The organism is Leifsonia sp. Root112D2 (assembly GCF_001424905.1).
In the GTDB taxonomy this organism is placed as follows: Bacteria; Actinomycetota; Actinomycetes; order Actinomycetales; family Microbacteriaceae; genus Root112D2.
In genome coordinates this window covers 631,535-652,236 of sequence record NZ_LMCU01000001.1, presented here as the reverse complement: position 1 = coordinate 652,236, position 20,702 = coordinate 631,535, and the positions used below count along the sequence as shown (strand labels likewise).

20 protein-coding genes, 2 tRNA genes and 1 pseudogene are annotated in these 20,702 nt (G+C 65.0%); 12 read left to right on the top strand and 11 right to left on the bottom strand.

The window, feature by feature from the left end:
• Window positions 1-151: 151 nt before the first annotated feature.
• The 3 genes from ASC63_RS03000 to ASC63_RS02990 are packed head-to-tail and all read left to right on the top strand — an operon-like array spanning window position 152 to window position 3,278.
• Window positions 152-1,369 carry a site-specific integrase gene (locus ASC63_RS03000; protein ID WP_200936747.1) on the top strand — a complete coding sequence of 406 codons (1,218 nt, stop codon included), beginning with the start codon at window positions 152-154 and terminating at the stop codon, window positions 1,367-1,369.
• Entirely contained in the window at window positions 1,366-2,283 is a 918-nt protein-coding gene (locus ASC63_RS02995) for a tyrosine-type recombinase/integrase (RefSeq protein WP_055809717.1), read from the top strand. Before ASC63_RS03000 ends, ASC63_RS02995 begins: the two co-directional genes overlap by 4 nt.
• Window positions 2,284-2,285: 2 nt before the next feature.
• Window positions 2,286-3,278 (top strand): tyrosine-type recombinase/integrase, encoded by a 993-nt coding sequence (locus ASC63_RS02990; protein WP_055809714.1) that lies wholly within the window; start codon window positions 2,286-2,288, stop codon window positions 3,276-3,278.
• A 66-nt stretch (window positions 3,279-3,344) separates the two neighbouring features.
• Here ASC63_RS02990 and ASC63_RS02985 read toward each other — a convergent pair.
• Window positions 3,345-4,002: pseudogene (locus ASC63_RS02985) on the bottom strand (DDE-type integrase/transposase/recombinase); the annotation flags it as partial.
• A gap of 307 nt (window positions 4,003-4,309) precedes the next feature.
• On the opposite strand from ASC63_RS02985, the gene ASC63_RS02980 reads away from it, so the two are divergent.
• Together ASC63_RS02980 and ASC63_RS02975 are read left to right on the top strand one after the other, a co-directional pair.
• Window positions 4,310-5,605, top strand: a complete 1,296-nt coding sequence (locus ASC63_RS02980; RefSeq protein ID WP_055809712.1) for an LCP family protein — start codon at window positions 4,310-4,312, stop codon at window positions 5,603-5,605.
• Window positions 5,606-5,710: 105 nt separating this feature from the next.
• Window positions 5,711-5,799: transfer RNA gene (locus ASC63_RS02975), tRNA-Ser, on the top strand.
• Between the two features lie 34 nt (window positions 5,800-5,833).
• On the opposite strand, the gene ASC63_RS02970 is transcribed toward ASC63_RS02975, so the two are convergent.
• Window positions 5,834-6,418: a TetR/AcrR family transcriptional regulator gene (locus ASC63_RS02970; protein ID WP_235491749.1), complete on the bottom strand. Its 585-nt coding sequence runs from the start codon at window positions 6,416-6,418 to the stop codon at window positions 5,834-5,836.
• 71 nt (window positions 6,419-6,489) lie between these two features.
• On the opposite strand from ASC63_RS02970, the gene ASC63_RS02965 reads away from it, so the two are divergent.
• The 3 genes from ASC63_RS02965 to ASC63_RS02955 all read left to right on the top strand — a co-directional run bounded on the left by ASC63_RS02965 (window position 6,490) and on the right by ASC63_RS02955 (window position 9,418).
• A complete protein-coding gene (locus ASC63_RS02965; protein WP_055809710.1) occupies window positions 6,490-7,440 on the top strand; it encodes a ketopantoate reductase family protein in 951 nt (316 codons plus the stop codon).
• Window positions 7,441-7,578: 138 nt separating this feature from the next.
• A complete protein-coding gene (locus tag ASC63_RS02960; protein ID WP_055809707.1) occupies window positions 7,579-8,442 on the top strand; it encodes an aldo/keto reductase in 864 nt (287 codons plus the stop codon).
• A 40-nt stretch (window positions 8,443-8,482) separates the two neighbouring features.
• Window positions 8,483-9,418, top strand: coding sequence for an aldo/keto reductase (locus ASC63_RS02955; RefSeq protein WP_268765133.1), 936 nt, complete (start codon window positions 8,483-8,485; stop codon window positions 9,416-9,418).
• 24 nt (window positions 9,419-9,442) lie between these two features.
• Here the strand turns inward: ASC63_RS02955 and ASC63_RS02950 are convergent, their stop codons facing one another.
• A complete protein-coding gene (locus ASC63_RS02950) occupies window positions 9,443-10,186 on the bottom strand; it encodes a hypothetical protein (protein ID WP_055809705.1) in 744 nt (247 codons plus the stop codon).
• Window positions 10,187-10,616: 430 nt separating this feature from the next.
• Entirely contained in the window at window positions 10,617-11,837 is a 1,221-nt protein-coding gene (locus ASC63_RS02945; RefSeq protein WP_082487112.1) for an MFS transporter, read from the bottom strand.
• A 63-nt stretch (window positions 11,838-11,900) separates the two neighbouring features.
• On the opposite strand from ASC63_RS02945, the gene ASC63_RS02940 reads away from it, so the two are divergent.
• Window positions 11,901-12,614 (top strand): GntR family transcriptional regulator, encoded by a 714-nt coding sequence (locus tag ASC63_RS02940; RefSeq protein ID WP_235491748.1) that lies wholly within the window; start codon window positions 11,901-11,903, stop codon window positions 12,612-12,614.
• A gap of 30 nt (window positions 12,615-12,644) precedes the next feature.
• Here the strand turns inward: ASC63_RS02940 and ASC63_RS16450 are convergent, their stop codons facing one another.
• Complete coding sequence (locus ASC63_RS16450; RefSeq protein WP_200936744.1) at window positions 12,645-12,815, bottom strand: hypothetical protein; 171 nt, start codon at window positions 12,813-12,815, stop codon at window positions 12,645-12,647.
• Between the two features lie 124 nt (window positions 12,816-12,939).
• Here ASC63_RS16450 and ASC63_RS02935 point away from each other — a divergent pair.
• Window positions 12,940-13,012: transfer RNA gene (locus ASC63_RS02935), tRNA-Arg, on the top strand.
• A gap of 258 nt (window positions 13,013-13,270) precedes the next feature.
• Here ASC63_RS02935 and ASC63_RS02930 read toward each other — a convergent pair.
• The 4 genes from ASC63_RS02930 to ASC63_RS02915 all read right to left on the bottom strand — a co-directional run bounded on the left by ASC63_RS02930 (window position 13,271) and on the right by ASC63_RS02915 (window position 17,036).
• The gene (locus ASC63_RS02930) at window positions 13,271-14,161 is read right to left on the bottom strand and encodes a CPBP family intramembrane glutamic endopeptidase (protein ID WP_082487110.1); all 891 of its coding nucleotides are present in this window, start codon (window positions 14,159-14,161) and stop codon (window positions 13,271-13,273) included.
• 91 nt (window positions 14,162-14,252) lie between these two features.
• A complete protein-coding gene (locus ASC63_RS02925; protein ID WP_055809700.1) occupies window positions 14,253-14,915 on the bottom strand; it encodes a response regulator in 663 nt (220 codons plus the stop codon).
• A complete protein-coding gene (locus ASC63_RS02920; RefSeq protein WP_082487107.1) occupies window positions 14,912-16,027 on the bottom strand; it encodes a sensor histidine kinase in 1,116 nt (371 codons plus the stop codon). The genes ASC63_RS02925 and ASC63_RS02920 overlap by 4 nt, the downstream gene beginning before the upstream one ends.
• A gap of 85 nt (window positions 16,028-16,112) precedes the next feature.
• Window positions 16,113-17,036 carry an alpha/beta hydrolase gene (locus ASC63_RS02915; protein WP_055809694.1) on the bottom strand — a complete coding sequence of 308 codons (924 nt, stop codon included), beginning with the start codon at window positions 17,034-17,036 and terminating at the stop codon, window positions 16,113-16,115.
• Window positions 17,037-17,139: 103 nt separating this feature from the next.
• On the opposite strand from ASC63_RS02915, the gene ASC63_RS02910 reads away from it, so the two are divergent.
• On the top strand, window positions 17,140-17,610 hold the full coding sequence (locus ASC63_RS02910) for a MarR family winged helix-turn-helix transcriptional regulator (protein WP_055809690.1): 471 nt from the start codon (window positions 17,140-17,142) through the stop codon (window positions 17,608-17,610).
• Window positions 17,611-17,754: 144 nt separating this feature from the next.
• On the opposite strand, the gene ASC63_RS02905 is transcribed toward ASC63_RS02910, so the two are convergent.
• Window positions 17,755-18,636: an SDR family oxidoreductase gene (locus ASC63_RS02905; RefSeq protein WP_055809686.1), complete on the bottom strand. Its 882-nt coding sequence runs from the start codon at window positions 18,634-18,636 to the stop codon at window positions 17,755-17,757.
• A gap of 85 nt (window positions 18,637-18,721) precedes the next feature.
• On the opposite strand from ASC63_RS02905, the gene ASC63_RS02900 reads away from it, so the two are divergent.
• The gene (locus tag ASC63_RS02900; RefSeq protein ID WP_055809683.1) at window positions 18,722-19,300 is read left to right on the top strand and encodes a TetR/AcrR family transcriptional regulator; all 579 of its coding nucleotides are present in this window, start codon (window positions 18,722-18,724) and stop codon (window positions 19,298-19,300) included.
• Window positions 19,301-19,303: 3 nt separating this feature from the next.
• Here ASC63_RS02900 and ASC63_RS02895 read toward each other — a convergent pair whose 3' ends face one another.
• Window positions 19,304-20,413, bottom strand: coding sequence for a 5-methyltetrahydropteroyltriglutamate--homocysteine S-methyltransferase (locus ASC63_RS02895; protein WP_055809680.1), 1,110 nt, complete (start codon window positions 20,411-20,413; stop codon window positions 19,304-19,306).
• Window positions 20,414-20,702: the final 289 nt, after the last annotated feature.

Genomic DNA, 20,702 nt, shown 5'->3' with positions numbered 1-20,702 from the left:
GTCGGCACAAGATCGATTATGCCGACCTGATGATTATGCCGACCTCGGCCCGGACGGCCCGGCTGGGCGGGGGTTCCGTGCTGGCCAGGTCGGCATAATCCTGCGGTTGGGTTGATGCTTCTTTCACCGATTGTCGGAGAAGGAGGTCAGGATGTCCAAGCCGAAGAGCAAAGTCATCACGGTGCAAGTGGTGGGCCCGTTGGAGCCATACGCGGGACAGCTGATGGGGGTGCTGGCTGTTCGTGGTTATGCGCCGTTGACGCGGGTGCCGCATTTGCAGGTGATGACTCACCTGAGTAAGTGGATGGCGGCGCGGCAACTCGCGGTGGCGGAACTGACAGCGGCGCAGGTTGATGAATACCTGGGCCAGCGGCGCAGGGGTGGCTATGTCGCGTTTTGCACCCGGACCAGTCTGGCACCGTTGCTGGAGGTACTCGCCTCAGCCGGCGCACCGCTTGACGAGCCAGATCCGCCGGTCTCGGCGGTCGACGCGCTGCTGGATGGTTACGCGCGGTTCTTGCTCCAAGAACGCGGGCTGGCGGCCTCGACGATTTCGGCCTACGCGCTTCGGTCTCGGCGATTCCTTCAGGGACACGGTCACGGCGCGGACCTGTCGGCGGTGGATACCGCGGCGGTGACCCACGCCGTGTTGGCTGAGGCCGACACGGTCTCGGCCGGTTCGGCGCAGTTCTTCGCGGTCGCGCTGCGGTCCTTCCTGCGTTATTGCTACCTGACTGGTGTGATCGATACCGATCTGTCCGCGGCGTCGTTGGCGGTGACCGGGCGGCGCCGGTCGGTCTTGCCGCAGGGCATCAGCACAACTGATGCTCGGGCGTTGCTGAAAGTGTGTGATCGGCACACCGCGGACGGGTGCCGTGACTACGCGGTCATCCTGCTACTGATGCGGTTGGGATTGCGTGCTTGCGAGGTCGCCGTGCTACGGCTGGAGGACATCGACTGGCGCACCGGGCAGGTCACAATCCACGGCAAGGGGAAACGGCTGGACGGGTTGCCGTTACCGGTCGAGGTCGGTGAGGCGATCGCCGCCTACCTGCGTCATGCCCGGCCGCCGGAGACGGCGCTGCGGGAGGTGTTTCTGCGCAGCATCGCCCCCAGGGCCGCACTGACACGCGAGGCGGTGGGATGCTTGGTGCGCCGGGCCAGTATCCGCGCCGGCTTGACCCCGCTCGGGCCGCACCGGCTGCGGCATGCGCTGGCCTGCGACATGGTCGCCGCCGGGGTGCCGTTGCAGCAGATCGGGCAGGTTCTTCGGCACGCCGATACCACCAGCACCAGCATTTACGCCCGTGTCGATGTTGAACGATTGCGCACCGTGGCGTCGCCCTGGCCGCTCGGGGGCACACGATGAACGCCGTACTGGCCGAGCACGTCGCTGACTACCTGCGGCTGCGCCGGGCGTTGGGGTTCAAACTGGCCCGCCCCGGTCAGGTGCTACCGCACTTCCTCGCCTACCTGGAGGCTATCGGCGCTCAGGCCGTTACCGTCGAGGCGGCGATCGCCTGGACACGGCTATCGGTCGGGGCGAGCCCGGTGACCTTGTCGCACCGGCTCGGCGCGGTGCGCGGGTTCGCCCGTTACCTTGCCACCATCGACCCGGCGACTCAGATCCCGCCGTGCGGGCTGTTCGGCAAGCAGCAACGCCACGTGCCCTACATCTACTCTGCCGAGCAAATCATCCGGCTGCTGGCCGCTACCGGGCAGTTGCGCCCGCAACTACGCGCGATCACCTACCAGACACTGTTCGGCCTGCTGGCGACCACCGGCATGCGGGTCGGTGAAGCGCTGGCCATGACCGTGCCGGACGTGGACCTGGGCACCGGCGTGTTGCTGTTGCGGCACGCTAAGTTCGACCGGGACCGGCTCGTGCCGTTACACCCGAGCGTCACCAGCGCACTGGCCGACTACATCTGCCACCGCGACCGGTTGGCCCCCACAGGGCGTGCGAACACGTTGTTCGTATCCGGCACCGGGGGTCCGGTGAGCACCAACATGGTGGATGTCGCCTTCGCATCTCTGCTCGCTCCAGCTGGCTTGCCGACCGCGCCCGGGAAACGGCCTCGTGTTCATGACCTCAGACACAGTTTCGTGGTGAACACTCTCATCGGCTGGCAACGCGACGGCGCCGATATCACCGGCCGTCTTCCCGTGCTGTCGACCTATCTGGGTCATGTCAGCCCAGCCAGTACCTACTGGTACTTCTCCGCAGTGCCGGAGTTGATGCAGTTGGCCGCTGCCGGCCTGGACCGTCGGTTCGGGGCCTGATCATGAGCGCCCTCGCGCCCCTGTTAGAAGCGTTCTTCACCGACCGGCTGATAGGCCAACGCGACGCCAGCCCTAACACGATCAGCGGCTACCGGGACACGTTCCGGCTGCTGCTTCGCTTCGCCGCCGAGCGCACCAGCAAAAAGCCCAGCGTGTTGGACATCGCCGATCTCGACGCACCGCTGATCGGCGCGTTCCTGACTCATCTCGAACACGAACGGGGCAACCGGGCTCGCACCCGCAACAACCGGCTCGCCGCGATCCATTCGCTGTTCAGCTACGCCGCGCTGCGACATCCGGAACACGCCGCAACGATCCAGCGGGTACTGGCGATCCCGGCCAAACGCTACGAGCGCCGACTGGTGACCTGGCTGACCGGGACCGAACTGGACGCGCTACTGGCCGCACCCGACCGGACCACCTGGGCCGGGCGACGCGACCACGCCATGCTGGTACTGGCCGGCCAGACCGGACTACGGATCTCCGAACTGACTGGGCTGACTATCGACGACGTTCACCTTCAAGCCGGCGCCTACGTGCACTGCCTCGGCAAAGGCCGCAAAGAACGCGCAACACCGCTGACACCCCACACCGTCGAAGTGTTGCGAGTCTGGTTACGCGAACGCGGCGGCACCGACACAGACCCGCTGTTTCCCACCCGCACTGGAAGCCGCCTGAGTCGCGACGCGGTCGAACACCGCCTGGCCCGTCACCTCAACGCCGCACGCATGACCTGTCCTTCTCTGAGGACCAAACACGTCGGGATGCACACGCTGCGTCACACAGCCGCGATGCGGCTGCTCGAATCAGGCACCGACGTCACGATCATCGCGCTCTGGCTCGGCCACGAGCAGCCCGCCACCACCACCCAGATCTACCTACACGCCGATATGAGTCAGAAACAAAAAGCGATCGCTCGCGTCGCCCCACCGGGCACGCCTCCCGGCCACTACCGGCCACCCGATCCCCTACTCGCCTTCCTGGAGGCCCTGTGATTATGCCGACCTGGCCAGCACGGAACCCCCGCCCAGCCGGGCCGTCCGGGCCGAGGTCGGCATAATCATCAGGTCGGCATAATCGCTGAGAAGCCGCTGCGGAACGCCGTGAGCCGCGATCCCTTTCGCGACGACCGCGATCGCACCAGCCGAGGTCTCACCCCAAGCAACATGGGTCGCGACGGCCAGGCGGGAGTGATCGTCGATGAGCTGGAAGATCACACATTTGCGTCCACCGGTGAGGACGTATTCGGTCCCGTCGAGCTGCCAGCATGCGTTCGGCGCCGGATAGACGAACCGCCGGTACGACGCTCGCGGTTTCTTCCTCGGCTCCACCCGCGCAACACCCGCCTCGCGGAAGATCCGCGCCAACGACGAGACCGCCGGGACCGGCTCCATGCCCAGCGATCGCATTTTCTCGTGAACGCTGATCGGGCCATGGTCCAAACCGGATTGCTCCAGCGCGGCACGAACCCCCACCGCCCGAGCCTTCACGTCGTCAGCGATGCGGTTCGGACTCAGCGCAGGGCGACGGCTGCGAGGCTCCAACGCTGCAGCCTGCCCTTCCAGCAGCGCGCGTTTTCGGATCGCGTAAAACGTCTTGCGAGACAGACCGTGCTCAAGACAGAAGACAGAAGGTCGTCACCGACCCGCGCGGCGCATCATCAGGCCACTGGGCGATCGCGAGACGGACACGAGGATCAACAGGTTCAACTGGGCTCATCCGTCAAACATCGACGAAGAACTGTCACCACGAAGAACCCCGGAACTGTCACCGATCTATTGAGGCAGAAGTGTCACCGATGTCTTGAGACATCACACATCACATGCAAATCATGCCCGGCCGCTTGGCCACATTTTGGCCACATTTGAACAAGAACGAGGATGATCGACGCGTGCCGCTGTGAGCCTAATGCCTTGAAAACACTGGGAAGTGTCGTCATTTTCCATAGTCTTGGTAGGTAAGTCGTGGGTTCGAATCCCACGCCCTCCGCGCAAGTTCGCCCCATTACCAACTCGAACGGAGCGTCGTGAGCCAATCCGATGCGCGTGCACGTCGAGGGCGGTCCACGATCGCCCGCCACGGGCGCTTGCGTAAGCGCGGCCCGGTGGGCACCATCGTGAAGGTACTCGCCTCCACGGTTGCCGTGGTTGTGGTGAGCTCGGTCGCCGTGGTCGGCTACGCGGCGTGGGATCTGTCGCGATCCGCCAAGCCGGTGATTCATCTCGTGGGGGAGAAGACATCAGGCCCGGTGCCCGACATTGGCACGTACCCCGGAGGCGTGAACCTGTTGCTCGCCGGCGTGGACACCCGCACGGGGCAGGGAGGGAACTACGGCAGCCTGGCCGACAGCTCCGGACCGGGAAACAACGATGTGACCATGTTGTTGCACGTCGCCGCCGACCATAAATCGGCAACCGTCGTCAGCTTTCCCCGAGACCTGATGGTGCCGATTCCTGAGTGTCCCGATGGACAGGGCGGCATGCTCTCGGCCCGCTCCAAGTCGCAGTTCAACACGACGCTCGCCGAGGGCGGTCTGGCGTGCACCGTGCTTGCCGTGCAGTCGCTTGTTGATGACGCCATCACGATTCCGTTCGCGGCCGACATCAAGTTCAACGGTGTCATCGCCATGGCAAATGCGGTCGGTGGTGTGCAGGTGTGCGTCGCTTCCCGTATCGATGACGATCTGGTCGATCCCGAGCTGCACATGGACCCGGGAACATACACGCTCAAGGGCGCCCAGGCGCTTTCTTTCCTTCGTACTCGAGAAGGGGTGGGTGACGGCAGCGATCTGGGCCGCATCAGCAACCAGCAGGTGTACCTTTCCGCACTGGTGCGTACGGTCAAAGATGGCGGAACGCTCACCAACCCCGCAAAGGTGTGGGGAGTAGCGAACGCGGCGCTGAAGAACATGGAGTTCTCGGCAAGCCTGAACAACCTCACCACGGTGTACCAGATCGCGATGCTGCTCAAAGACATCGATCTCGACAAGATGGTGTTTGTGCAGTATCCGGTCTTCGCTGACCCGGATGACAGCAACCGGGTCGTTCCGGACTACGACTCCGCAGCCGTGCTGTTCAACGCGCTGAAGAACGACCGGCCCATCCAGCTCGGTGGAACCGTGGGTCGCGGAGCCGTCGTCAGCACGAATGCGCCGACGGTGCCGGATGCTTCCGCCACGACCGCGCCTCCCACCGGCTCGACGACGAGCCCACCGAGCACGACGAGCACCTCGACGGCCGCACCGGACGGAACGGCCGTGACCCTTCCCGACAACATTCAGGGGCAGTCCGCGAGTACGACAACGTGTTCGAAGGGCAACTAGCAACGACGTCAGGCGGCGTGCGTGGGCCGGCCGAGTGCCGCTCAACTTGGGTTTTCGCGCAGGCCAGATATGATTGCTGTCGTGCATCTGCCAAGCGGATGCGCTGGAGACGTCGCATAGTCCGGCCTAGTGCACCACCCTGCTAAGGTGGAGTTCCCGTAAGGGAACCGAGAGTTCAAATCTCTCCGTCTCCGCTCCTCAATCGAAGACCGTTATCGATGTCTACGGTTAGGGCCTCCGGGCCAGGCCGTCGATGATCAAGGTGATGACGCTGTCGGCTTCGGCACGCCACTCGGGTCGGTCGTGAGCCGCGCCGATGCCGTGTAGGGCCATCATGACCGCTCCCGCTGGAACGTCGTCGCGCACGACACCCGCACCGACCCCATCGGCGACCAACTCGGCGATGGCCTGCTCCAGCTCGCGACCACCGCGCACCATCTGGTCGGGGGCTGCAGTCAGCAATGCGGCAAGCCTGCGCGCGAGAGTGTGATCGGCATCGACGTGGTCCACCCAGCGTCGGAGCATGGTTGTCAGTGCTTCCCCGGCGGGCAGGGCGTTCCGGAGTGTGCGGGCCAGTTCGCACAGCGTTGAGACCTCTGCCTCGTACACCGCGGCGGCGAGAGACTCCCTCGTCGGAAAGTGCCGATACAGCGTGCCAGTGCCGACACCGGCCAGATTGGCGAAATCATCGAAGCGAACGCTCTCATCGCCGGCGGCGAAGATCTCCCGGCCCTTGGAGATCAGGGCATCCCTGTTCCGACGAGCGTCCGCGCGCAGCGGCTTGCCTTCGACCATCATTCCTCGCTTTGACAATTGGAGATCGTCTCCATATTCTCGCTAATGGAGATTGTCTCCGTTTGAAATTATCATAGGTGGAGACTGACATGAAGATCCTGATGTTCGGCCGTGGCGTGATCGCGTCAGCGTACGGGTGGGCGCTCTCGCGTGCCGGAAACGAGGTCGATTTCTACGTGCGTCCGGGCCGTTCCGCGATGTACGGCGATTCGATCGACATCGATTTGCGCGATCTGCGCCGACGTCCGTGGGGCGAACGGGTCGTCGGGACCTGGCCGGTTCGCTACAGGGAGGAGCTGACATCCGACCACGACTACGAGCTCATCGTGGTGAGCGTGTCGCACCATCGCCTCGCCGAGGCTGCAGACTTCCTGGCCCCGCGCATTGGCAACGCGACGGTTCTGATCTTCGGCAACCTCTGGGCGGAACCTTTGGAGGCCGTCGCTCCCCTCCCGGCGGATCGGCTCGCATGGGGATTCCCCGGAGCCGGGGGCGGCTTTGGAAAAGATGACGTGCTGCGCGTGGGGCTCAGTCCGACCGTCGTATTCGGTACCCTGGGCCAGCCTCCGACTCCTCGCGAACAGGCGGTGCGGCGTGTGTTCCGGGGGGCAGGATTCTCGATCTCGGAACAATCGGACATCCGCGGTTGGTTGTGGATCCATTTCGCTTTCAACGCGGGGATGCACTCTCAGGGCGTGCGGCTGGGGTCGCTGTCGCACCTCATCGGTGCACCCAAAGATCTGCGCGACGCGTTGCTCGTGGCGCGCGAGATGCTTCCCGTCGTCCAGAAGCGAGGCATTGACCTCGATCGGCATCGCATGGCCGTTCTGCCATTCCGAATGCCGGCCGGCATGACAGCCGCGGTGATGTCATGGCTGATCAACCACATCAAGGCCCTGCGCACGAACCTGGAGGCGCAGTCTGATCCAACCGCCGAAGAGCCGCGTGCGATCTGTCGAGACGCCCTCGCCGACTCGCGCCGGTTCGGCGTACCGGTGCCACGCCTTGAGGCCGCAGAGAAATATTTCACTGCAGAGTAGGAGGCTGCCCGTTCGTGACGACCACCCATTCATAGCTACCGCTGCTGAATTGCATGAGTTTCAGCAGTTGGACTTTCTCGCCCGTGGCTCCGTATCGTAAAGCTGCAGGACGACGAGCTACGGGCAAGGGGAAACGCGATGCAACAGCGCAACATTGGTACTCGTTCGGTGTCGGCGATCGGTCTGGGCGGCATGCCTATGTCGATCGAGGGGCGACCGGATGCTGAACGTTCGATTGCGACGATTCACGCCGCTCTCGAGGCCGGGGTGACCCTCATCGACACGGCTGACGCGTACCAGCGTGACCCCGGCGAAGTTGGTCACAACGAGCAGCTCATCGCCCAGGCTCTGCGCGAGTATGGTGCCGACACGTCGCACGTGCTGGTCGCGACCAAGGGCGGACATCTGCGGCCCGGCGACGGATCGTGGACGCTGAACGGGCGACCGGAGTATCTGAAGGAGGCCGCGAAGGCATCCGCTCGGCGTCTCGGGGTAGAGGCGATTGGGCTGTATCAGTTCCATCGGCCAGACCCCGAGGTTGCCTACGGTGATTCCGTCGGCGCGATCCGTGATCTTCTCGACGAGGGAGTGATCGAGATGGCAGGTATCTCCAACGCCAACGTCGCTCAGATCGACGAGGCGAACGAGATTCTCGGTGGCCGTCTCGTTTCGGTGCAGAACCAGTTCTCGCCTGCGTTCAACTCCAGTCTGGCCGAGCTCACGCACTGCGCCGAGCTGGGCATTGCGTTCCTTCCGTGGTCGCCGCTGGGTGGCATCTCGCGGGCGGGCAGCATCGGAACGGATCACGGAATCTTCCAGAAGGTTGCCGACGCGCGCGGCGTCAGCCCGCAGCAGATCGCACTGGCTTGGGAGCTGTCGCTGGCCCCAGTCGTCATGCCGATCCCGGGAGCTTCGCGGCCCGCGAGCATCCGCGATTCGGTGCTCGCCGCGGAACTCACTCTGACCGACGAGGAACGCGAAATCCTCGCGGCCGCACTCTGAGCAGCGCCCTCACCTCATCGTCATCTCGAAAGGACTCACCGTGAAGACTGTTCCCCTCGGCTCCGAAGGCCGTACCGCCCCGAACGTCGTATTGGGCCTGATGCGAATTGCAGAGAAGAGCGACGACGAGATCCGAACCCTCATCGGCACTGCGCGGGATGCCGGCATCGATTTCTTCGATCATGCGGATGTCTATGGTGCGCGGCTGCACCAGTGCGAGGATCGTTTCGCCACGGCGATGCAGCTCACCGCCTCGCAGCGGGCAGAGATCACGATTCAGACCAAGGCCGGCATCGTGCCGGACGGGCCATACTTCGACTACTCGTACGAGCATCTCGTGAGTTCGGTCGAGGGCTCGCTGAAGGCTCTCAATACCGACTACATCGACATCCTGTTGCTGCACCGCCCCGACGCGCTGGTCGAACCCGACGAGGTAGCGCGCGCGTTTGATGAGCTTGAGGCCTCGGGCAAGGTGCGCTCGTTCGGCGTCTCCAATCACACGCCCCGTCAGATCGACCTGCTCAAGACGGCGGTGAAGCAGCCGATCGTCGCCAACCAGCTGCAGCTGTCGATCACGCACGCCCCGATCGTGGCGCATGGTGTGGCGGCGAACATGGCGGGCCTCGACCAGTCCGTCGTGCTCGACGGCGGCGGAATTCTCGACTACTGCCGAATCAACCAGATCACCGTGCAGGCGTGGTCGCCGTTCCAGGCCGGATTCTTCACCGGAACCTTCCTCGGCTCAGATGAGTACCCCGAGCTGAATGCCGTCATCGACCGTCTGGCTGGCACCTACGACGTGCCGGCGATCGCGGTTGCAACCGCATGGATCACTCGGCACCCGGCGCAGATGCAGGTCGTTCTCGGCACCACCACTCCCGACCGTGTCGCCGGCGCGGCACAGGGATCCGATATCCCACTCACGCGCGCCGAGTGGTACGAACTGTTCCGCGCTGCGGGTTACCGCGTGCCCTGATCGCGACGCAGCACGCAGCCCGGATCAGTACCAGTTGAACGAGCCCGAGTGACCCCACGCGGCACACGGTGTGCCGTATGCGCGGGCGATGTAGTCGAGGCCCCAGCGAATCTGCGTGGTGGCATTGGTGGCCCAGTCGGCGCCGGCGGAGCTCATCTTGCTGCCGGGAAGCGCCTGGGGGATTCCTGCCGCTCCGCTGCCGGAGTTGCTCGCCGCGTACGACCAGCCGGATTCCTTCTGCCAGAGACTGTCGAGGCACTGGAACTCGCCGTCGCCCCAACCGTGTTGCGATGAGGCCAGGCTCCGGGCGGTTGCCCGGGCCCCGTCAACGGTGTTGGCCGCGCGCTGTGCTTCGGCGGCCGCGGCGCGAGCTTCAGCGATGGCGCGATTGGCGGATGCGACGGCCGGCGCCGTCTGCGCCACCGCGGCGTTGGTGTCCTTCGTCAGGGCTATCACCGTGCCGACGTCGAGCAGGGTGTAGTTGCTCAGCGACGCGATCTTCACGGTGACGGCGCTGGTGTTCACCTTGCCGGGAGCCGTGGCGACGAGGGCCTGCGCGGCTTTGAGTGTTGCGGCAGCCTGCGCATCCGCCCTTTCGCGGGCGAGTTTCGGAAAGTACGCGATGTCCATCGGCTTCAGGCCGGTGGGCGTCACGGCGGCAGTTGTCGAGGAGGGCGAGTCGGCCGATGCGCGCTCGATCATCGGTGTGGCCAGTCCGGAGAGCAGCACGGTGCCGACGGCGACGGTGGCGACCGTCAGCGCGAGCACGCGGCTCAGAATGCGGCTTCGACGGGTGTGGCCGCGGGAATGAGCGGAGGAGAAAGAGAAGAGAGGAGAACGATGGGTGGATTGCTTGCGGGGGGTTGAGGAGCGGGGCACGCGGTTCCAATGCTGGAGGCTTCCTTGCCCGTCGCCGTCGACAACCATGGTTGTCAGCGGAGTAGACAGAGCGCGACCCATCGCAGGGGCGCGGATGTCAGGGCAAGCTGATCGACGACGGTGCACCGCATGCGTCGCATCCGCTTCACCAGAACTGGATCGTCAGATGAGGGAGCGAGCCGGGATAGCGCGGCAGCAACCGTCGTTGCGTCGAATCACGCGCGAGGGCGCGGTTCGAAACGCGTGTGCGTCATGGCACGGCAGGCCACGTTACGCCACGGTTTCTGGACATAACATGTGAATCACGCCCCAGGCGCGGCTACAGCCGGTCGTGCTCGGCGTGGGCGCCAGGGATGAGCGGCACCGCGACCGCGGGGCACAGCGCGACGATGACGAAGGCGAACGGGTACCCCACCAGTCCGATGAGGGCGCCCACGGCGGGGCCCACCACGGATGCCGCGAGAAACTGCCCGGTGTTCTGCGCCCCCAGCGCGCGACCGGCCCACGCCGAGCCGGCCACCTCGGCCACCGAGGTAAAGGCCAGCCCGTTATCGGCCACGACGATGGTGGTGGCTATCACGAACATGACGGCGGCCGCGCCCCAGAAACTTACGTCGAACGCGGCGAGAAGTAGCATCGCGGCACACGCGGCCATCGCCACCCACCGCAGCGGTCGCACCCGACTGCCGACCCGGTCGCTGAGCACGCCGACGAACAGGCGCCCCACCGCTCCCACGAACTGCGCAATGCCCACGAGCACTCCGGCGGCGAGCGGCGGCCAGTGCAGCTCGGCCACGAGCCACACCAGGCCGAACGTCGAGAGCGTGAACTGCGGCACCACGAGCAGAATCGACACGGCATGAATGCGCCACAGGAACCCGCTGGAACGGTAGGGGTTTGCGGATGCCGTGGCGGCAGCATCCGTCGGTCGGGGTGCTCTCGGCGGGTCCTTGATGCCGACGGCGCTGGCCACCGCGAAGACCGCGGTCATTACGAGCGGCACCAGCATGGCCGCGCCGACACCCGACGCCGATGCGATAGTCGGAATGGTGACCGCCGCGATGGTCACGCCCAGCGGCTGGCACATTTGGCGGATGCCCATGGCCAGCCCGCGTCGATCTTTCGGAAACCAGCCCACCACCACGCGACCGCTGGCCGCATTCGTGCTCGCCGAGGTCATGCCGCCGAGCAGCAGGAAGAGCCCAAGTGCGACATAGCCCTGGGCGGCGATGGCTGCGGCGGCCGCGAGTGCGGTGAGGGCGAGCCCGCCGGCGATCACCCACTTTTCGCCGATGCAGTCCACGAGCGCACCCCAGGCGATGAGGGTGATCACCATGCCGAGGGTGGGCGCGGCCGCCAGCAGGCCGGCCTGCGCCAGCGACATGCCGCGCTCGGTGTGCAGCAGTGGAATGAGGAATGCGGGGGCGCTGACGAACACGGTGCCGGATGTCTGCGCCGCGACGCCCAGACCGAGCGCCGTCCAGGCGCGGCCCGGGTGGGCCATCGTTGGGCGGCGCTTGGTACTGACTGGCGCGGTCATGGAACTCCTCACTGAACTTTGCTAGGCTACGGTATACCGGGTTGGTATACCAAAAAAAGTGACGTGAAATTCGGGAGTACCGTGGCCGAGGCAGCTCAGACCCTGCAGATCTACGACCGGATGCGCGCGGCTATTCTCGCGCTCGACCTCGCGCCGGGGGAGCGCCTCACCGAGCGCGGCCTTGAGGCCAGTTTCGGGGCATCCCGCACCCCCGCCCGCGCCGCTCTCATGCGCCTCGAGACCGAGGGGCTCGTGCAGCGTGTCGGTCGCGGTTGGAGAGTGGCGCCCATCGACCTCGGCGAGATCCGGGCGCTCGCAGAGCTGCGGGAGGCGGTGGAGGCGGCGGCGGTGCGGTTCACCGTGCAGCGGGCATCCGACGCCGATATTGCTGCGGTGATGGAACTTCTGGAGGCGGCCAGGCCCGCGGCGGTGGCCGGCGATGCGGGCTCAGACGGTGAGGCCGGGCTGCGGGCGGGTACCGACTTTCACGTGGAACTCGCGCGGCTCTCGGCCAACGAGTTCATGACGGATGCCGTGCGCGCCTCCATGGTGCGTCTCGCGCGCACGCGGTGGCTGGAGATTCGCACGCCCGAGGCGCGGGAGACGGCCTGGCGGGAACACCGCGCGATAGTCGATGCGGTCGTTGCCCGCGACGCCGACACCGCCTCCCGGCTGTTGGTCGAGCACGTGCATGGCACGAACGAACGGCTGCTGGCCTCGCTCGCCGCGGATCATCGCCCACTGCGCGGTCGCGGTCTCGCCATCATCGGTGAGTGACCCGGGCCGCGAACTGAACGTGCGCCTGAATCAGTCGAATTTGGGCAGGATGTGCACGGGAATCGCGATGGAGAGTGCCACGGCGAGAATGCCGCCGATGAACGTGATGGCTTCGCCGCCGGTGACCACGTCAGCGATGCTCATGAGGTAGAAGCCGAGCAGGAAGATCGCGAAGCAGATCAGGAACATGATGACTTTCATGCCTCCATTATCGTCCTCGGTGACGATTGGCGCGTCGCGGGTGGCTCCTGTAGTCTCTACTGTGGCTTGCGCGCGGTTTACCGCCGCGGTCACGGTGTTCCGGGCCTTGCCCGACACACCACCTGCGCCCGTAGCTCAACGGATAGAGCATCTGACTACGGATCAGAAGGTTGGGGGTTCGAATCCCTTCGGGCGCACTTTTGTTAAGGCTCTGGAACCCCCCGGAATTACGCGGAAGTCGCGCTAGTCCGGGGGTTCTTTTTCTCAGAACCGCACAAAGACTGGTGGATGCATGCGTGAGGGCGCTGCACGATAAACCGGACTCTTGATGATAGACCGGCAATTTGCGCAGATTCGTCCTCTGTATCGTGCAATCTCCGGTCTGTCGTCAAGCGGATGTCTCTGGCCGCCGCCCAGACACCGACCGCTCGCTCCGCAGAAGGCGCCGGCATCGGTCACGCCAATATGGCGGCGCGGCGGCGTCTCTCGCTGGCGATGAGCATCGGCACGGCAATGAGGAGGCTGACGAGAACTGGTACGACCGATGCCTCTATTCCGAAGGTTCCGCCTGTGAGTATCCCGGCACCGTGGGGCGTGGTGACGAACAGGCCGGGGTCGCGGTGACCTGAGACGGGAATGCCGAATAGGCCCTCGACGACGTTCCAGGCGAAGTGCAGACCAATGACGAACCAGAGGTTGCGGCGCCAGAGGAATGCGGCCCCCAGCAGAACCCCCGCCTCGATAGCGATGGCGAGCGCGCTCCAGAGGGTTGCGCCGGGGTTGAGAAGGTGCACCCCACCGAAAGCCACCGCGGTAACTGCGAGGGCGAGCCAGCGCCCGCCGAGCGGCTCGACAGCTTGGAAGATCAGGCCGCGAAAGGTCAGTTCCTCGACGACGGCTGCACCGGCGTTCACTGCTATCGCGACAGCCACTGTGGTGAATACGTTCTGGGGCGCCCAGGTGACCTGGTAGGCGCCGGTGGCGATGACGATGAGGTAGGAGACGGCCATGAATCCTGTGCCGATGGCCATCCCGAGCAGCGTTTCGCGTGCGATGCCGCGCACGGCCAGCTCGGGCGTCTGCCTGCGCGCGACGAACTTCATCACGAGCGTGTAAAACACCAGCCCTGCTGCACCCCCGATCAGCGCGGTGACGACCACGCCGGTTGTGTCCATCTCGGATCCGATGCCGACGAGGATGGCGTCAGTCAGGAACACGAAGACGACCCCGATGACCATCCAGGTCAGCGGGAATTGGAAGATTCGGGCTGCCCATCCTCGTTTCACACCGTGTGGAGAAGTTGGCCTCCGATCGGCAAGCAGTTGAGCGTTGCGTTGTGCATTCATGGCGAATTCTCCTTCGTGGCTGCGGCGATTGCCGCACTACCGACGTTAGAAAACACGCGACCGGCGCGGGTCCCCCAAAGGGTGACAGTTCTCAGTCGTTCGCGATTCCGGTACGGAATGCGTAGACGACCGCCTGAACCCGGTCCCTCACCTGAAGCTTGAGGAGAATCCTCGACACGTAGGTTTTTACCGTCTCGCGGGTCACGACGAGCTCCGCCGCAATCTCGGTATTCGACATTCCTCTCGCGAGGAGGCGCAGCACGTCGGTCTCTCGGGGAGTGAGTAGATCGGCGGAGGCGGCGGCATCGACCGGCGGCCGAATCCGGCCGGCGAATGCCCCGATCAGCGCCCGTGTTACCGTCGGGTCAACCAGCGCCTCGCCACGCGCGATAGTGCGAATCGCATCGAGCAGCTGCTGGGGCGCCGAGTCCTTCAGGAGAAACCCGCTTGCACCGGCGCGGAGGGCATCGAACACGTACTCGTCGAGGTTGAAGGTCGTGACGACAAGTATTTTCGGTGGTCGCGCAGCCGCGGTAACAATCTCACGAGTCGCCGAAATCCCGTCTAATAACGGCATGCGGATGTCCATGACCATGACCTCCGGCTCCAACCGTTGGGCGAGCTCAATGGCGTCGTGGCCGTTCGAGCCCACACCAACGAGCTCCATGTCGGGTTGTGCCCGCACGATGCGCGCGAAGCCGTCACGCACCATCATCTGGTCGTCCACGAGGGCGACGCGCAGCGGGGCGCTCACGGCTGAGCCCCGGCATCGACGACGACCCTGACGTGAAAGAATCCGCTGATGACGCCGATGTCGACGGTGCCACCCAGAAGCGCCACGCGATCGACGATGCCACGTCGGCCGCGGCCGGGCGGACCCGGATTACTCGATGCGGTACGGTTCTCTATCGTCAGTTCGACGCGGTCGTCAACGCTCACCAGCGTGATCGCGATCGGTTCGCCGGGTGCGTGCCTCATGGCGTTCGTCGTGGCCTCCTGCGCGATGCGATAGAGGGTGATGGACAGCGCCTGTGAGAAGTCGGGCAGATCACCCTGGGTCAGGGTGATCGGGTATCCGGTGGCACGAATCTCGTTAACGAGCGCGGATACGTCACTTGGCGCGGGCCCCAGCGGCTGGTTTGCCGACGTCGCCCCGACGGGAGTGTATTCGAGGGCCCCGAGGAGTGAGCGAAGTTCCTGGAGGGCCCGGCGACCTGTGGCGCTGATGGATGTGAGCGTCATGGCACGCTCGGCTACATCGTGCGGATCGAGGTACGCCGACGAATCGGCCTGCACCACGATTGCCGTGACATGGTGCGTGACGATGTCGTGAAGGTCTCGCGCTAACTCGCTCTTCGCGGCTTGCACGGCCGCTTCCGCAGCAAGGGTCTCACGGGCACTCTGCTCCGCCATGCGGCGCCGAACCAGCAGGCCAACGAGCCACGGCGTACTCAGAACGAAAAAGAACGTTACCCAGTCGAGAAAGGGCGCGGGAGATCCGGCTAGATGGAGCGCCACCGCCAGAGCGATGTAACCGGCAGTCCCTAGAGCACCGTATTCGGTTCTCCGCACGCTCTGGTATGCGGCGAACGAGTAGATCGCGATGAGCAGGCCGAGGCCGGCCAGACCCGTATCGGTCCCACTGAGCTGCGCCGCCGCAAACGACACACCGATCAGCAACAGCGCACCCACTGGCCAAACCCGGCGAAGGGCAAGACCGACTGTTTGCCCGAAAGTGAGCATCACTGTAAGCCACAGCGGGACGCTGTGGTGCAAGCCACCAAGCTCGAGGCCGGGGATGCCGAGCGGAAGGAGCGCCAGTACGAACAGCAGCGCGCCCGCAACCCCGTCGCGAAGTACGATCACCCCTCGTGACGGCGATGAGCGTGACCACACGGTCAACCAACGATTCTGGGTAGCGGATCTCAGCACTTCTTGAACCTACTTGGCTCTACCCCCGCCCGGAAACACTCCGGAGGCCTCGGCTACTGAGCGGGAGGGGAGCATTGCCGGCGAATGCCTCGATGAGCGCGTTCGCGAGCAGCTGCGGGGCCTCTTGCGCAACGTAGTGGCCTATTCCGTCAAGCCGGATGTCTGCCACGTCCTGCGTGGTGACGTTGCGGAACGCGTCGTGGGTGAACCCACCACCGCGGGCGCCAATCGTGGTCACGGGCATCCGTAATGGCGTGTCGTGTGCCAGTGTGCGCAACTCTTCGCCTTCGGTAAGCATGCTGCGATAAAGGCCTGCGGCGCCGGAGAATCCGCCGGGCCTGCCGTATGTGCGAGCGTACTCGGTGACGTCTGCCGGGCTGACGGCCGAAGCGGGGACGCCATAGAGGGGGTACAGATACTCTCCAATAAAGTCGCGCGCTCGCTTCTCGAACAGCATCCCGGCAATGCCCGGGGCCGCAAGCGCGCCGATATACCAGGCGCCGCCGTGAGTGGCGTCGGCGAGTGCGTCGGCGCCGAATCCTGCCAGCGCCGACTCGACCGCGGTGAGGCTGATGACGGTCTCGGGATGCGTGGCGGCGAGCCGATAGACCACGCCGCCGCTGACATCCTGCCCCACCACATGCATCGGCCCCACGGACAGGTGCTCGATCAGCGCGTGCAGATCTTCGGCGGCGACGGCAGCCGAGAATCTCTCGTCGGCGGTCTCCGAGTCGCCGAAGCCGCGAAGGTCCACGGCGTAGACGCGGTGGTGGGCGGCGAGAAGCGGGATCAGCCTGTTGAAGGCCCACCACGTCTCCGGGAATCCGTGCACCAGAAGCACCGGGGCGCCATGGTCTCCTGCGGCGACGTAGTGCAGCCTGGTGTCGTTCACAGCGATGGTTTCGTGCCGAACGCCGGCAGCGGTTGCGTGGTCGAGATTCATGAGGGTCTCCTGGCGAAAGTCAATGAGTAAGACAACTAGGTTGTCATAATTGATTGAGATAAACAACCTGGTTGTCGATGTGGCCAGTGTCTACGATTGACCCATGTCTCGAAGTGGTGCCGATCTTGCGTTGCTGCTGCTGGGCGGGTTCCGGTTCCTGGCAGAAGAGGCGACGGATCGACTCGCCGCGCGAGGCCATCCCGGTGTGCGCCCGGCCCATGATTTTGCCCTCCGTGCTGTCGTGGCTGGAGCCGAGTCGGTCTCCGAAGTGGGGCGGCGCACGTCGGTCTCCAAGCAGGCCGCGGCGAAGACCGTCGCCTTTCTGGAAGAGGGCGGCTACATTCTTCGCAGCCCCGATCCGGGAGACGCGAGGCGGGCGCGCCTGCGCGTGACGGATCGCGGAAATCTGCTGATGCGTGAGGGCGAGGCCGTGTTCGACGAACTCCGGGCCCAGTGGGAATCGCTCGTGGGCCAAGGCCGCGTCGCCGATGTGCAGGATGCGTTGGTGCAGCTTCTCGGTGCCGACGCCAAACTCGAAGAGATTGCGCGTGAGGCCCACGCGACCGACGGCTGAGGAAGCGGAGGGGGCTTACGGTCGGTAGTCTTTGCGGTCTTCATAGAGTGCCCTTGCGCCCCGTTCGTGTTCTATCTCTCGTAGACGTCGCGTCGATGCCCGAGCGTCACGACGGCGATGAGCAGCGCCTCAAGGTCCGGCCACTCAGCGTTGGATATTCTCGAGGTCTTCCAGGAGGCCTGGGTGGGTCGGCTCCCAGCCGAGCGCTTTTCGCGTGTGGGTGCTGGATGCGGGCTGGTCGGCTGCGAAGATTGGGCCGAGTGCGCCGAACCTCTCTTCCGGCACGTTCTCAACGGGAAGATCCAGCCGCCGACCGATGACCGCGGCGATGTCACGCACCGCATCACCTTCGTCTGCCACGGCGTGCCAGGACGTTCCGGCCGGCGCCAGTTCGAGCGCCAGGCGAAAGAGCACGGCGGCGTCGAGCGCGTGCACGGCCGGCCAGCGCTGGGTTCCATCGCCAGGGTAGCCGGACACGCCGGTCTGGCGGGCGACGGCGGTCAGTACGCCGGCGAATCCACCATTGCCCTGGTTGTGTACCGTGCGGGGCATGCGCACGGCGCTGCTGCGAACCCCACGAGAGGCAAGGTCGAGGATGCCCATGACGGTGCGCCCGCGACCGCCGACCGGGCCATCCGTCGGCACGGGGTCGGCCTCTGTCGACGCGCGGCCGGACGCCCGCGGCGTGCCCGACACGGTGACCAAGGCGCGGTCGCTGCCGAGAAGTTCCTCACCCAGTGTTACGAGTGCGGCGCTCTCCTCGTCGATCGCCTTGGTGAACGCTTCGGTGCTGCTGAAGTCGTTGCCGAATGCCAGGTGGATCACGCCATCTGCGTCTGCTGCCCCGGCACGCAGGGCATTCAGGTCGGCGAGGTCTCCGCGCAGTGCTTTGGCTCCCGCTGTCTCAACCGCCTGAGCGGACGCGTCGGAGCGTGCGAGCGCAAGAACGGTGTGGCCTGCGCCGAGCAACTCGGCGACAACGGCGGAACCGATGAGACCGGTGCCGCCGGTGACGAAGACATGCATGAGATTCTCCTAATGAGTGATGGGACTTGTATCCCATAACTCTACACCGTGATGGGACAAAAGTACCATCGCGTAGAATGAACCCATGGGTCGATGGCAACCGGGGGCGCGCGAGAGGCTCGTCATGTCTGCCGTCGACCTGTTCACGGAACAGGGCTACGACGCCACGACGGTGGCACAGATCGCCGAGCGTGCTGGGCTCACCAAGAGCACGTTCTTTCGCCATTTTCCTGACAAGCGCGAACTGCTGGTGGCGGGGCAGGAGACGCTGAGCCAACTGCTGGCCGAGGGCGTCGCCGAGGCGCCCGCTGGTGTCAGCCCGCTCGAGGCGGTCGCCGCCGGACTTGAGCGCGTGTCGGGCGCCATGGGCCCGATGAACCATGCATTCAGCTCTCGTTTGAAAGCCGCAGTGGATGCCAGCGCCGAGCTTCAGGAGCGAGACGCGCTCAAAAGCGTCGGGCTGGCGGCCGCCATGACCACCGCCCTCATCGCTCGCGGCGTTCCCGACGCGACGGCGCATCTGGCGGGGGAGCTCGGCATCCTCGCGTTCAAGCGCGGCTATGCCGCGTGGTCAGAGAGCAGCAGCGATGCCCCCGATGAACTCACCAGGCAAACCCTGACGGCCCTGGATGAATTGCGAGCGGCGACAGCCGCGCTGGGCTGAGGACTACCGCCACACCGCGTGCGCGATGTCGACCACTTCGCGGATCTTGGCCCACTGCTGATCCTGCGTCAGAACGTTGCCCTCTTCCGTCGAGGCAAAGCCGCATTGGGGGCTGAGCGCGAGTTGCTCGAGCGGAGCGTATTTCGTTGCCTCGGCTATGCGCTTCTCGACGTCACCCTGATCTTCGAGATCACCTGACTTCGAGGTGATCAGGCCCAGCACAACCACCTTGTTGCCGTGCGGCAGAAATCGAAGCGGCTCGAAACCGCCGGCGCGCTCCGAGTCGTACTCGAGAAAATAGCCGTCGTAGTTGCACCCTGCGAGCAGGTTCTCGGCCACCGGTTCGTAGCCCCCGGATGCGATCCACGACGACCGAAAGTTGCCGCGGCACACGTGGGTGGTGATCACCATGTCGGCCGGTTTGTCGCGAATCGAGTCGTTGATGAGCCTCACGTACGCGGCTTGAATGTTGTCGACATCGATACCACGCGCGCGGGCCTTCGCCAGCTCCGCGTCGGAACACAGGTACGCCCATGCGGTGTCGTCGAACTGCAGGTACCGGCATCCGGCTTCGTAGAACGCCGAAACCGCGTCGCGATATGCGGCGGCGAGATCCTCGAAGAGCGAGTCGGTGGTGGGGTACATGGGGGTCAACAGCGATTCGCTCGCCAGCCGGAAGTGCAACACGGTGGGTGACGGAATGGTCATTTTCGCCACCCGGTCGGTGTGGTCTCGCACAAAGCTAAAGTGGCGCAGCATCGGGTGGTCGGAGGGAAAACCCACCTTTCCGACAATCTGCACGGCCAGCGGCTTGATCTTCATCCCTTGGAAATCCATGCCGGTCGGCCCCTCGCCGATCTCGATGCCGTCGAGCCCGCCAAAGAAGTCGAAATGCCAATAGGCACGCCGGTATTCGCCATCGGTCACGGCTTGAAGCCCGAGGCTCTCCTGCTGCGTGATCGCCAGGCGAATCTCCTGGTCTTCGACGTCACGCAGCGCTGCATCATCGATCTCTCCGGCGGCGTGGCGATCCCGCGCGTTGCGGATGTTCTCGGTGCGAAGGTAGCTCCCCACGGCGTCGGCGCGGAACGGAGGCCTCAGTGTCGATTCCATAGCGTAGACGCTATCGCAGCGTCCCCGGATGCCCGAAGCAATTGTTCATAATCAGCTGCGACGCCCGCGACCGGATGCGGATGACCTCGCACTCGTACGGAGTACCGTGCGCCAGGTTCTGCGCACGTGTCCATTGGTGTTCATTTCAATTGCACAACGCATGCAAGAACGCGCATAAAAAGTGAGCGAATCTTGTGTAAATCGCGCACTGGGTGCAAATATTGCGTACGCCGCCGGCTGGTGCTGGCGGCACCATGCAGAACCGCGAGCGCCTTCGAATTCAGGCCCA

Excerpts from the sequence above, each read along its gene's own strand:
- ASC63_RS02900 (WP_055809683.1), top strand. The coding sequence starts at position 18,722 with ATGGGTCGATGGCAACCGGGGGCGCGCGAGAGGCTCGTCATGTCTGCC.
- ASC63_RS02995 (WP_055809717.1), top strand. The coding sequence starts at position 1,366 with ATGAACGCCGTACTGGCCGAGCACGTCGCTGACTACCTGCGGCTGCGC.
- ASC63_RS02960 (WP_055809707.1), top strand. The coding sequence starts at position 7,579 with ATGCAACAGCGCAACATTGGTACTCGTTCGGTGTCGGCGATCGGTCTG.
- ASC63_RS02965 (WP_055809710.1), top strand. The coding sequence starts at position 6,490 with ATGAAGATCCTGATGTTCGGCCGTGGCGTGATCGCGTCAGCGTACGGG.
- ASC63_RS02990 (WP_055809714.1), top strand. The coding sequence starts at position 2,286 with ATGAGCGCCCTCGCGCCCCTGTTAGAAGCGTTCTTCACCGACCGGCTG.
- ASC63_RS02945 (WP_082487112.1), bottom strand. The coding sequence starts at position 11,837 with ATGACCGCGCCAGTCAGTACCAAGCGCCGCCCAACGATGGCCCACCCG.
- ASC63_RS02910 (WP_055809690.1), top strand. The coding sequence starts at position 17,140 with ATGTCTCGAAGTGGTGCCGATCTTGCGTTGCTGCTGCTGGGCGGGTTC.
- ASC63_RS03000 (WP_200936747.1), top strand. The coding sequence starts at position 152 with ATGTCCAAGCCGAAGAGCAAAGTCATCACGGTGCAAGTGGTGGGCCCG.
- ASC63_RS02895 (WP_055809680.1), bottom strand. The coding sequence starts at position 20,413 with ATGGAATCGACACTGAGGCCTCCGTTCCGCGCCGACGCCGTGGGGAGC.
- ASC63_RS16450 (WP_200936744.1), bottom strand. The coding sequence starts at position 12,815 with ATGAAAGTCATCATGTTCCTGATCTGCTTCGCGATCTTCCTGCTCGGC.
- ASC63_RS02905 (WP_055809686.1), bottom strand. The coding sequence starts at position 18,636 with ATGCATGTCTTCGTCACCGGCGGCACCGGTCTCATCGGTTCCGCCGTT.
- ASC63_RS02930 (WP_082487110.1), bottom strand. The coding sequence starts at position 14,161 with ATGAATGCACAACGCAACGCTCAACTGCTTGCCGATCGGAGGCCAACT.
- ASC63_RS02915 (WP_055809694.1), bottom strand. The coding sequence starts at position 17,036 with ATGAATCTCGACCACGCAACCGCTGCCGGCGTTCGGCACGAAACCATC.